The sequence below is a fragment of the Bacillus sp. JJ1566 genome, from assembly GCF_036962685.1.
GTDB lineage: Bacteria > Bacillota > Bacilli > Bacillales > Bacillaceae_L > Ferdinandcohnia.
The window spans coordinates 1-11,369 of record NZ_JBALOP010000070.1 but is presented as its reverse complement, the minus strand read 5'-3'; the positions used below and the strand labels follow the sequence as shown (position 1 = coordinate 11,369).

The following is an 11,369-nucleotide window of genomic DNA, read 5'->3' as shown; positions in this document are numbered from 1 at the left end:
AAGTAAAGCCTCCGGCGGATGCCATGATTTTTTAAAGGAAGTATTTCGATCAATTAAGATCAAAGACTAAGTACGCCACTTCCTGTGGCAACGTCTTTATGACCCAATTCCTGTGGGCCTAAAAATCGGGCGCAAATACGCCTTGGCGTATTTGATTTTATCTGTAACGAAAACGAAACTCAAGGTACTAATACATTGAACAAACAAAAATCAAACAGATTGGGAGAGAAAAATGGAGCTAGAGGAGCTATATAAAGAAGTACAACCACGAATATATGCTTTTTTCTTTATCAAAACCTCTAGCAAAGAGATTGCGGAGGACTTAACTCAAGAGGTTTTTTATGAAGCACTCAAAAGCATACATACCTTTTCACAGCAATCAACAATCCAGACGTGGTTATTCTCCATCGCAAAAAATCGTCTATTAAAGCATTATCGCTCAAAAAAGTATAAGACCCAATTAACCGAATTGCTCAAAAAAGAAACAGGGGAATCGACTACACCAGAAGAGGTATTACTTAAAAAGGAAGTGAAACAAAACCTCATCGAATATATTAATCGATTAGATGATGTATCAAAAGAGGTTGTAACACTAAGAATCTACGGGGAGTTATCGTTTAAAGAGATTGGGAGCTTGCTTGGAAAAAGTGAAAACTTCGCTAGAGTCACATTTCACCGGGCAAAACTCAAGCTTCATAAGGAAATGGAGGGATATCATGGATAAACGTAAACAAGCAATCATCGAAGATTTGCTTCCACTATACAACGAGGGATTGCTAAGTGCAGAGACAACCACATGGCTAGAGGAACAGATACAAGATAACAAAGAGCTTCAAAAGCTGGTGGACCAAGCAACGACTCCACTCGAAAAAGAAGAAATTGCTTCGCCTGTACAGCATGATAGAATGATTACAACCATTAAAAGACGACTATCGCTTTATCAGCTCATTTTTGTTGGACTTTCATTTTTTCTTGCGATTCAAACATCCATGCTCAATGAAAGCTTTGGATTTATTTTGTGGTATGCAGTACTTGGATTACTCACGTACCTATTTTATAAGGATATGAAAATTGTCTTTTATATCTCATTTATCCCAATCTTTATTTGGTCAATTAGTGGAAATATAAGCGACTATATGAATGGGGACATAGGTTCCACCGTTTCCTTCGGACAGTTTTTATTGCATTCCGTCATAGGGTCCATCCTAGTCACCTTGATTCATTATTTATTTGCTTTCATCGGTAGCATCATTGGATTTTTATATATAAAAATAAGGAACGGTGAGTGAAAATGAAAAAGCGAAAAGTATTCTATAGTGTAATTCTCGGGGTGCTCGTTTTGTTCATCCTATTCATTTATAACGAATTTAATGGAAATCCAGTGAGCAAACTTTATTCAGCAAAGGTTTTAGAAAATTATTTAGAGGAGACTTACCCAAACCGCGAGTTCCGAATGGAGGAAGGATTCTATAATTTTAAGTTTAAAACCTATGATTTTAATGTAATCGAAATTGGTGCTACAGCCCCGAATGAGAACGGACCTAAAAAACATGAATTTACAGTTAGAGGATACCTAAAGCCGTATGTCATGCTAGACTCTATTTACACTGAGAATCTAGATCAAGAATTAATGGAAAAATTAAGTGGGGAAGCTCAAACAGAAATAACAGATTTGTTGAAGCAATCTGTTCCAACTATTAAAGGAATTGTAGTTGCTTTAGAGGTTCAAAAAGGTCATTACGATTCAAATACCACTTGGAATAAGGACATAGAGCTTGAAAAGCCACTTGGCATGCACATTGTGTTGGATTCAACCAAATCGACGAAGGAAGATGTTCTAACGGAGTCCCAAGTCATTCAAAAGGTTCTTAATGAAAATAACTATACCTATGAATTTGTCACCATTAACGGGAACATCATGGATGACCTTAATGCTAAATTTGCAAAGGATGACAACGGGTATGTAAAGTATTATGTTTCGTTTGAAAGGGACACAGACCTAGTGTTAAAGGATATTGAAGTACTTGAATAGAGGAAAAACCAATCGACATCTCTCTTGTTTAAGAGGGATGTTTTTTATTGACTTTTTATGGGCTGCAACCTATAGTTAACAGTGTTAATAGTTAAATAGTTTAACTAATATTTGGCGAGGTGATATCGGAATATGGCTAAAACAAACATTAAGGAATTAGTTGATTCTTATATAGACGTTTCTTTTTCAGTGAATACCACTGCGGAGTCGCTTGTGAAGGAACAACTCGGAAGCGATCTTACGAATGATCAGCATTATACACTTCGCTACATAAATAAGGTAGGGTCGTGTACATCAACTGAACTTGCAGATGTTTTTGAAGTCAAAAAGAGTGCGATCACGGCCATCATTAATCGCCTTTTCGAAAAAGGCTTGATACAAAGAACACGTGATGAGAATGATCGGAGAATTGTTTACTTAACGTTGTCTGACAAAGGAGATTCACTTTTTTCAAAGACGGAGGAGCGGGTTCATATGCTAGTCGAGTCAATCATTGGTGAATTTTCAGAAGAGGAAATTGTTCAATTTCTCAAAACCTATGAAAAGCTCAATGGAATCCTACAACAAATAAAAAATAACAAGGTGGTGGATTAAACGTGAATTTTATTATTAAACGGAAATGGTTGGTTCTTATCGCATGGATTGTTGTCGTAGCTGGATTATTTCTTGCGGCTCCAAATATGGCTGACCTTGTTCGTGAAAAGGGCCAGATTACCGTTCCAGATGAATACTCTTCCTCCATTGCAGGAAATATTTTAAACGATGCCCAGTCCCAGGAGGGTGGGGGAAACGAAACACAGGTGGCACTTGTATTTCATGATGAAAAGAAGCTAACAGAAGACGAAATAAAAGAAGCCGAACGGGCAATCCTACTTCTTGAGGAGAAGAAAGACGAAATCGGAATTACTGAAATCCTGACTCATTTTAACGAAGAAACATTAAAGGAACAGCTTGTTTCAGAGGACGGAAAATCAATCCTAGCCTCCGTATCAGTAAGCTGGAATGATCGTGAGCCGAAAGAGGTTTCTGATGCATTATATCAAGCGATTGAAGATGTTAAGGTTGACCACTATTACACGAGTGAATGGCTCATTACTGAGGACTTGATGACAAGCGCACAAGAAGGCTTGAAAAAGACAGAAGGTATTACAGTTGTCTTTATTCTCGTCGTTCTTTTACTTGTGTTCCGATCTTTAATTGCACCAATTATTCCACTTGTGACAGTAGGGTTCGCATATCTTGCGTCACAATCCATTGTTTCAATGCTTGTGGATCAATTTGATTTCCCAATTTCAACCTACACTCAAATTTTCTTAGTTGCTATTTTATTTGGAATAGGAACAGACTACTGTATCTTGCTAATAAGTCGTTTTAAAGAGGAGCTCTCACATCGGGAGAGCTTAACAGAAGCGATAATTGAAACCTATAAAAATGCAGGTCGCACCGTTCTTTTTAGCGGCATTGCGGTCATGATTGGCTTTAGTGCAATCGGCTTTTCACAATTTATTTTATATCAATCAGCAGTTGCGGTGGCTGTGGGGGTAGCATTACTATTAGGTGCCTTATTTACAGTCGTTCCATTCTTTATGGCCGTCTTAGGGAAAAAATTGTTTTGGCCAACGAAGAAGAATTTAGAGCATGGGGACAGTAAGATTTGGGAAATGGCCGGTCGCTTTTCATTAGGCCGCCCACTCTTATCACTATTAGTTGTAGCAGTAATCGTTGCTCCATTTTTATTTGTGTATGATGGTGACCTCTCCTATGATTCATTAGAGGAATTAAGTGGTGATGTAAATTCCATCAAAGCTTTCGACGCCATCGCAGGTAGCTTCGGACCAGGTGAATCCATGCCAACCCAAATCGTTGTGAAAAATGATGAGGCCATGGACTCCACTGAATATATCGAACTGGCAGAAAAAATCAGTCAAGAAGTTGAAAGGGTAGACTTAGTTGACACAGTCCGCTCGGTTACTAGACCTACCGGCGAACCAATTGATGATTTATTTGTCGCAAACCAAGCAAAAACACTTGAAGAAGGTCTTGGAGAAGGAAAAGATGGACTCACTCAGATTAAGGAAGGCTTGGAGGAAGCAGGTAGCGAGCTTGCAAAATCAGAGCCGGAGCTTAAAACAGCTACCGACGGAATCGGTGAATTAATCACAGGTACAAATATGGTCAAAACTAAACTAACTGAAATCCAAACCGGTCTTTCAGAAATCGAATCAGGTCTCCGTAATGGAACCACAGGAATCAATACCATGATTGCTAAGGTTGATGAAGCAAAAGTCGGTTCTGAAGAATTATTAAACTATTATAATACGAATCTATTAGTTGGATATAAAGACGCTCAAGGGGCTATTGCTACATTACTTCAGCAGTATTCGGGAGTGGCTTCCAAATTAGATGAAATATCAAGCCAGTTAAATCAATTTACTGAAGAAGGTTTTGAGGATTTTGAAGGCAGGCATCTTGGTGTTACTGCAGATCCATTTTACGGCGGGATGAAAGATAGTATTCTTTCACTACAACAGGGAATCCCTGGGATATCCGGTGGCATAAAGACAATAAATGGTTATCTTTCAGAAGCAAATACTGGATTGATCCAAGCAAATGCTGGTTTTGAGCAATTACTTAAAGAGCAAGCAGCACTACCAGGTGGGCTTGAACAGTTAATTGCAGGTCTTGAAGAACTAAAAGGTAGACTTGTCCAAGCTGCAAATGGCCAAGGTCAAATCGTTCAAGGAATGCCACAAATTACAAATGGCTTAACCGGCATTCATGATGGCCAAAAGCAGCTTCTTGATGGATTTGGAAGCCTAGGTGGTCAAATCACACAATTAACAGATGGACTCACCCAAAGTGCGGAGGGGCTAGGACAGGTTTCAGATGGTTTAGGATCTGCTCAAGAATATTTATCCGATCTTTCTAGCTCTGAAAAATTAAATGCATTCTACATGCCAGAAGAAGTGCTTGAAAGTGATGATTTCACACAAGTCCTTGATGTTTACATGTCTAAAGACCGTAAAGTCATGACATTGGATGTCATTTTTGAGGCAAACCCGTATTCTAATGAAGCAATGGCACAAATCGATGAAATTAATGCAGCTGTTGAACGGGCAACGAAAGGTACAAAGCTTGAAAATGCAGATGTAGCCCTAGGCGGAATCACAAGCACGAATACCGATTTAAGCAAAATGTCTGAACAGGATTACTCACGAACGATTGTATTGATGTTTATCGGTATTTCGCTCATCTTAATTTTCTTGTTCCGTTCCTTAATCATGCCAATCTATATCATCGGTTCATTGGTTTTAACCTATTACACATCAATGGCCATTAATGAAGTGATTTTTGTAAATATACTAGGGTTTACGGGAATTAGCTGGGCCGTTCCATTCTTTGGATTTGTCATCCTTGTCGCACTCGGTGTTGACTATAGTATCTTCTTAATGGACCGCTTTAACGAATTCCGTGATATCTCAGTGGCAGAAGCAATGCTTCTCTCGATGAAAAAAATGGGAACTGTTATTATTTCAGCAGCCATTATTCTTGGGGGAACATTTGCCGCAATGATGCCTTCTGGAATGCTATCATTGCTTCAGATCGCGTCGATCACACTCGTTGGCCTTATGCTGTACGCTTTTGTGATTTTGCCGTTATTTATTCCAGTTATGGTCAAAAACTTCGGTATTGCCAACTGGTGGCCGTTTAAACGACCAACAAATTGATGAAACGAGGCTCCTGTTTGCAGGGAGCCTCGAATTTTTTGGGCTAATATGGTTATTGAATTAGGTTTACTGTCACTATTTACAAAATACTGTCACTAACAGAAATTTACTGTCACTATTCGAAGAATACTGTCACAATCGGAAAAATACTGTCACTAGACTATTACTCGAAAATAAATAGCCCCTGAATGATATAATGAGTGTAGAAAAATAAGCGGAGGAATAAGATGCACTTCATACAAATCGGATCATTAGCCATCCTTACAAAATGGGTCATACTAGGAATTGGAGTACTCGCTGGCCTTCTCGTTGTACGCGTCTGGTTAGCGAAAACCGAAACGAAAGAAGTTACGAAAAGCGTAGTTAATCTACTTTCCAATGGAATTTTCATTGGATTTCTAGCGTGGAAGGGAAGTTTGTTACTTCTAGAACCAAAACTCGTAATAAAAAGTCCCATGTCCTTGCTGTATTTCTCAGGCGGAACAAAAGGACTAATTATAGCAGTCGTAATAACGCTTTTCTATTTACTTTATCATATTAAAAAGAGGACGGTGCAGCATGCGTCCCTTATTCGCTCAATTTTAATCCTGAGTTTCACAACCGTGATATCCTATGATTTGCTTGCTTTATTTTGGCTACAGGAACAAATAATATTTCATTTCATTCGATCAATGAGTGCATTCTTTCTTTTATTGTTGACATTCTATTATAAAGGACAACAGAAAAAGGAAGTGTTTCATTTGTTTAAAAAGATAGCACTCATCGTTGGTTTAACTGGGCTTATCGTTTGGACAGTTAATAGCAACATTTCTTTTGCAATACCAAAGGAAGAGGAAGCAACTGCAGATGATAAAATCGGGATCTACGAAGGCCAAATGGCCCCTGATTTTACCCTTAAAACAATAAGTGGAGAAGAAATGAGTTTATCCGCGTTTAGAGGAAAAAAGGTTATTTTAAACTTTTGGGCGAGCTGGTGCCCGCCGTGCAAAGCAGAAATGCCTCATATGCAGGAATTTTATTTGGAAAATAAAGAATCTAATGCAGTCCTTTTATCCGTTAATCTAACAACCGCGGAGAAAAAGAGTTCAGATGTAGCAAAGTTTGTGGAGGAGTATGAGCTTACATTTCCAGTTCTGCTTGACGAACAAGGGGATATTGGGCAAATCTATCAAGCCTATGCCATACCAACAAGCTATTTAATTGATTCCAAAGGGATTGTACGGAAAAAAATCGTGGGACCAATGGATAAAGAAATGATGAATGAGTTAATCAATAGTGTAAAATAGGTGAAAAAGAAAAGTGACCCTCACTTTTCTTTTTTTTCCCCCTGTTCAATTATTAATTCATCTACCAGCGTTTCCGCAGCCCGACGATAAAATTGGCCAGCGGTAATAAAGGATAGAATCAAAAGCACTTTTTTCAGCTGCTCATCCTCTGCAGAACCTAATTCTTCCGTAACATCCTTTATTTTTGTATCAATATCCTCTTTAAATTCAGCCGTATTTTTTTTATATAACGCTAGATAGCTTTTATAAAATTCCTCAAGGTCAAACTCCTCATCATTCATGATCCTATCATTTACCCCATTAAGTGTTGCCTTAATATCATTAATTGATAGTCCACTTTTAAGTTGATAAATCATGCTTAACAAGAGCAAATGCTCCCTTGAGTATTTCTTGTTTTTAATCGGGAATAGCAGTTTTCCTTTTGCGTAATTATTAATCATCGTTTTCGTGAGGATCTTTTCGTCCTCATTTCTCTTAGTAGAGTTAAACGTATTTTCAAAGAGTTGAATGACCTGATCCATATATAAATCAATTTGTGGAATATCCTTTAAAAAAATATTTTTGTCGATTTCTAAAACGTTGAGTAAATCTTTCTCAATCTCCACTGTAATAACCTCATTTTCAGATATTATTTGTTATTTAGTTTATCCTAAAACCACTGATAAGTAAATCTTGACTACATGATACAATGCGTATATGATTATATGTAGTATTAAAAACTACTTGTAATGGTAATGGGAATAATAATTTGAAAATAAGCGGTGATAAATATGAAAATTGTATGCTTTGGTGATAGTTTAACGAGAGGTGTTTCTTTTGTGAAAGGTCGGATGCGGATTTTAAAAGACAATTATCCAGCATTCTTACAGCAATTTGCTGCCGAGCATTTCACTGTTATGAATAAAGGTGTATTTAATGATAACTCCGATTTACTATTGTCCCGCATTGAAAAAGATGTAATTGCAGAGCATCCGGATTACGTCATTATTAATATTGGTGGCAATGACTGCAATTTTAAATGGGATGAAGTGGCTAAAAAGCCTGAAACTGAGCATCAACCAATTGTTCCGATTGAACGCTATATTGAAAACCTCAAACAATTGATTCATAGGATACAAGAAACGAATAGCACTCCTGTTTTGATGACATTGCCACCTCTTGATCCTGTTCGATATTACAAGATGCTTGCTAAAACATATGGAAGCTCTATCAGTCATTGGATCAGTCTTCAAGGAGGAATTGAGCACTGGCATGGCCTTTATAATCGCAGCTTGAACAGCTTAGCTGAGCAATTAAATGTTCTAAAGATTGATGTGCGTTCAGCCATGGAACATTCGGGAGACTTAAATGACTTTATTAGTGATGATGGTATTCATTTGACAGGTGAAGGCTATAAAACAATGAGCAGTGAAGTTTTTACTTCATTAATAAAAAATGTAACAATAAGTGCCTCCTAATCGGTGGCATTTTTTTTTGATAAAGAATACAACGAAAGAAAAGTGAAAAACTGTATATCAATAGACATAAACGTAAGGGAAAGATAAGATAAAAACATGAAAAAGAGTAAAGGTAGATGAAAAGAATGTACTATAAATCGGATTACATCATTACGATGAAGGATATTGTTCGAGAAGGGCAGCCCATTTTAGCAGAAAAAACGGAAGAAGTTCCTGTTCCACTTTCGGAAGAAGACAAGGAATCCCTCATTAGCATGATGAATTATTTGAAAAATAGCCAGGATCCGGAGCTTGCCAAAAAATATGGTTTACGTCCTGGTGTTGGTTTATCCGCGAACCAGGTTGGTCTTAATAAGCGCATGTTTGTCACTTATTTTACGGACTTTGATGATAACGTATATGAGTATTACATAGTGAATCCAAAAATTATCAGTCATTCTGTTTCGATGACCTATTTGCCGGAAGGAGAAGGATGCCTTTCCGTGGATCGCCCAGTAGAAGGTTATGTTCCAAGATATGAAAAAATAAAAATAAAAGCATTCGATATCAATGGACAAGAAATTTCACTGCGCTTAAAAGGGTATGCTTCAATTGTTTTCCAACATGAATACGATCATCTGAACGGAATCATGTTTTACGATCATATCAACAAAGAAAATCCATTTAAGCTTCCTGAAAATGTTGCAATAAAAAGTCTTTACTAGAGCAAGGACATTACCCTTGCTCTGGTAGTAGCCTCCGGCGGAGACATGCGATTTTCAAAGGAAACTTTTCAGCATTAACTGGCACTAAGTCCTCACAGATGGCAATTGATAGTAAAAGCCTGATAAAGTGAACGAAGACTAAGAACGCCACGTCGTGTGGCAACGTCTTCGTGACCCACATCCTGTGGGCCTCAACTAACAATCTGTGGATAAATTCTTCCACAGATTGAAGTTTCACTGTATCTCGCTTAAGATCAAAGACTAAAAACGCCACTTCCTGATGTCTTCGTCTTTGTGACCCACATCGTGTGGGCCTAAAAAATCTGGGCGAAAATACGCCAAGGCGCATTTGATTAAAATGGAGGGATTGGCTTGAAGTATAAATTTGATGAATCCATAGAGCGATTACAGACGAATTCAGTGAAATGGGACGAGGTAGAAAACTTATTTGGTGATAAAGAAATTCTCCCGATGTGGGTAGCAGATATGGATTTTAAATCACCACAACCAGTCATCGATGCCCTACAAAAGAGAGTGGAGCACGGGATATACGGGTATACATCGAGACCTAATTCCTATTATGAAGCGACAGTGGGGTGGATGAAGCGTCGCCACAACTGGACAATTGAAAAGGATTGGATTTGTTTTACACCTGGTGTCGTGCCAGCGCTCGGTATTCTTGTCCAGAACTTTACCAATCCTGGCGATAAAATTTTGATTCAGCCGCCCGTTTATTATCCATTTACGCATGTGATTGAAAAGAATAGCCGGGAAATTGTCAACAATCCCTTATGATTTGAAAATGGTCGTTATTTTATGGATTTTGATGATCTTGAGAAAAAGATTGATCCATCTGTAAAAATGATTATTATATCAAATCCTCATAATCCGGTCGGTCGTGTATGGACAAAGGATGAACTAACAAAACTAGGTCAAATTTGTATGAAGCATAATATCCTTGTGGTTTCAGATGAAATTCATTTCGACCTTGTTTATAAAGGAAATGTTCATACTCCATTTGCATCGATTTCTGAGGAATTTGCTGGGATTTCGATTACGTGTACAGCACCAAGCAAAACCTTTAATCTTGCAGGCTTGCAAACATCGAATATGATTATTCCGAACAAAGAGCTTCGTGAAAGCTTTAATAAAGCACATGAGAATCGTTTCATAGGTATAACCAATACATTTGGGGTAACTGCCCTAATTGCCGCTTATGAAGAAGGCGACGAATGGCTTGACCAGCTCCTCGACTATTTAAAAGAAAATCTTGAATTTCTAATAGAATATATCAAATCAACGATTCCTGAGGTGAAAGTGATTGAACCAGATGCAACATACCTCGTGTGGCTAGATTGCCGAGAACTCGGTTTAAGCGCCAAGGAACTTGAACAAATCATCCAAAAACAAGGCAAAGTTGCATTTGATGAAGGCTATATTTTTGGAAAAGAAGGGGAAGGATTCACTAGAATCAATATCGCCTGCCCGAGGGCGCTGTTGGAAGAAGGATTGAAACGGTTTAGTCAGGCACTGAAAAATAGATAAAAAAAAAAGCTTGAAGGCTCTTCAAGCTTTTTCATTTTAGTATTCTGGATTAAATGTTTCCTTTTGCTTTCGAACGAGGCAAAGGATTCCTGCGATTAAGTAAAGAATACTTGAGATGATTGAGATTAGAATTGTTGCAAGTGCGCTAAGTACAGCTACGACAATTAAAATGATACCAGCAGCCTTTGGATGTTTATCACCTTTTAAAAGAAAGAGCGATACAATTCCAAGAATAATTGCAAGGATTCCCACAATAATAAAATACCAGCCACCAGCTGACACTGCATCTGAAAGGAAAGCTAAATCTGCTGCTTCAAGAGATGGATCTTCGGCAACAATTATATTCTCCATATCCTGGGTAAAAGCATTATCTCCACTAAGACCAATTAACATAAATCCAAACACACTAATAAATGCAAAAAGACATGCTCCAATAATTGTTAAAACAATTTCTCCTGTACGTTTCATAAGTTGATTTCCCCCTTGTGAAAAATGTTTCCTTTTGATTGTACTACACTATATATAGTATGCAATCCGATTTTTTCCTAATTCCCTTCAAAAATGGAATTATCCTATTTACGTAAAGAGACCGAAAAAGGTTTCAAACAGATGTAATA

General features: G+C 37.8%; 10 protein-coding genes and 1 pseudogene. 9 read left to right on the top strand and 2 right to left on the bottom strand.

From position 1 onward, the window contains the following. Positions 1–232 precede the first annotated feature (232 nt). From V7112_RS22345 to V7112_RS22320, 6 genes are all read left to right on the top strand, one after another. The gene (locus V7112_RS22345) at positions 233–724 is read left to right on the top strand and encodes an RNA polymerase sigma factor (RefSeq protein ID WP_335423913.1); all 492 of its coding nucleotides are present in this window, start codon (positions 233–235) and stop codon (positions 722–724) included. Continuing rightward, positions 717–1,289 (top strand): hypothetical protein, encoded by a 573-nt coding sequence (locus V7112_RS22340; protein ID WP_335423910.1) that lies wholly within the window; start codon positions 717–719, stop codon positions 1,287–1,289. Before V7112_RS22345 ends, V7112_RS22340 begins: the two co-directional genes overlap by 8 nt. A 2-nt stretch (positions 1,290–1,291) precedes the next feature. Then, on the top strand, positions 1,292–2,032 hold the full coding sequence (locus tag V7112_RS22335; protein ID WP_335423908.1) for a hypothetical protein: 741 nt from the start codon (positions 1,292–1,294) through the stop codon (positions 2,030–2,032). A 132-nt stretch (positions 2,033–2,164) separates the two neighbouring features. Further along, positions 2,165–2,626, top strand: a complete 462-nt coding sequence (locus V7112_RS22330; protein ID WP_335423906.1) for a MarR family winged helix-turn-helix transcriptional regulator — start codon at positions 2,165–2,167, stop codon at positions 2,624–2,626. Between the two features lie 2 nt (positions 2,627–2,628). Next, entirely contained in the window at positions 2,629–5,760 is a 3,132-nt protein-coding gene (locus V7112_RS22325; RefSeq protein ID WP_335423905.1) for an MMPL family transporter, read from the top strand. A 227-nt stretch (positions 5,761–5,987) separates the two neighbouring features. Next, a complete protein-coding gene (locus tag V7112_RS22320; protein WP_335423902.1) occupies positions 5,988–7,046 on the top strand; it encodes a peroxiredoxin family protein in 1,059 nt (352 codons plus the stop codon). Positions 7,047–7,066: 20 nt separating this feature from the next. Here V7112_RS22320 and V7112_RS22315 read toward each other — a convergent pair whose 3' ends face one another. Continuing rightward, positions 7,067–7,651 (bottom strand): DUF1836 domain-containing protein, encoded by a 585-nt coding sequence (locus V7112_RS22315; protein ID WP_335423900.1) that lies wholly within the window; start codon positions 7,649–7,651, stop codon positions 7,067–7,069. 165 nt (positions 7,652–7,816) lie between these two features. Between V7112_RS22315 and V7112_RS22310 the strand changes: the two genes are divergently transcribed. The 3 genes and pseudogenes from V7112_RS22310 to V7112_RS22300 all read left to right on the top strand — a co-directional run bounded on the left by V7112_RS22310 (position 7,817) and on the right by V7112_RS22300 (position 10,752). Further along, entirely contained in the window at positions 7,817–8,503 is a 687-nt protein-coding gene (locus V7112_RS22310; protein WP_335423898.1) for an SGNH/GDSL hydrolase family protein, read from the top strand. 116 nt (positions 8,504–8,619) lie between these two features. Further along, positions 8,620–9,207, top strand: coding sequence for a peptide deformylase (def, locus tag V7112_RS22305; RefSeq protein WP_335423896.1), 588 nt, complete (start codon positions 8,620–8,622; stop codon positions 9,205–9,207). A gap of 471 nt (positions 9,208–9,678) precedes the next feature. Then, a pseudogene (locus tag V7112_RS22300) lies at positions 9,679–10,752 on the top strand (MalY/PatB family protein). A 36-nt stretch (positions 10,753–10,788) separates the two neighbouring features. Here V7112_RS22300 and V7112_RS22295 read toward each other — a convergent pair. Continuing rightward, a complete protein-coding gene (locus V7112_RS22295; RefSeq protein ID WP_335423894.1) occupies positions 10,789–11,220 on the bottom strand; it encodes a DUF4064 domain-containing protein in 432 nt (143 codons plus the stop codon). Between the last annotated feature and the right edge of the window lie 149 nt (positions 11,221–11,369).

Coding starts and splice junctions, on each gene's coding strand:
- V7112_RS22320 (WP_335423902.1), top strand. CDS start 5,988: ATGCACTTCATACAAATCGGATCATTAGCCATCCTTACAAAATGGGTC.
- def (WP_335423896.1), top strand. CDS start 8,620: ATGAAAAGAATGTACTATAAATCGGATTACATCATTACGATGAAGGAT.
- V7112_RS22345 (WP_335423913.1), top strand. CDS start 233: ATGGAGCTAGAGGAGCTATATAAAGAAGTACAACCACGAATATATGCT.
- V7112_RS22330 (WP_335423906.1), top strand. CDS start 2,165: ATGGCTAAAACAAACATTAAGGAATTAGTTGATTCTTATATAGACGTT.
- V7112_RS22340 (WP_335423910.1), top strand. CDS start 717: ATGGATAAACGTAAACAAGCAATCATCGAAGATTTGCTTCCACTATAC.
- V7112_RS22295 (WP_335423894.1), bottom strand. CDS start 11,220: ATGAAACGTACAGGAGAAATTGTTTTAACAATTATTGGAGCATGTCTT.
- V7112_RS22335 (WP_335423908.1), top strand. CDS start 1,292: ATGAAAAAGCGAAAAGTATTCTATAGTGTAATTCTCGGGGTGCTCGTT.
- V7112_RS22310 (WP_335423898.1), top strand. CDS start 7,817: ATGAAAATTGTATGCTTTGGTGATAGTTTAACGAGAGGTGTTTCTTTT.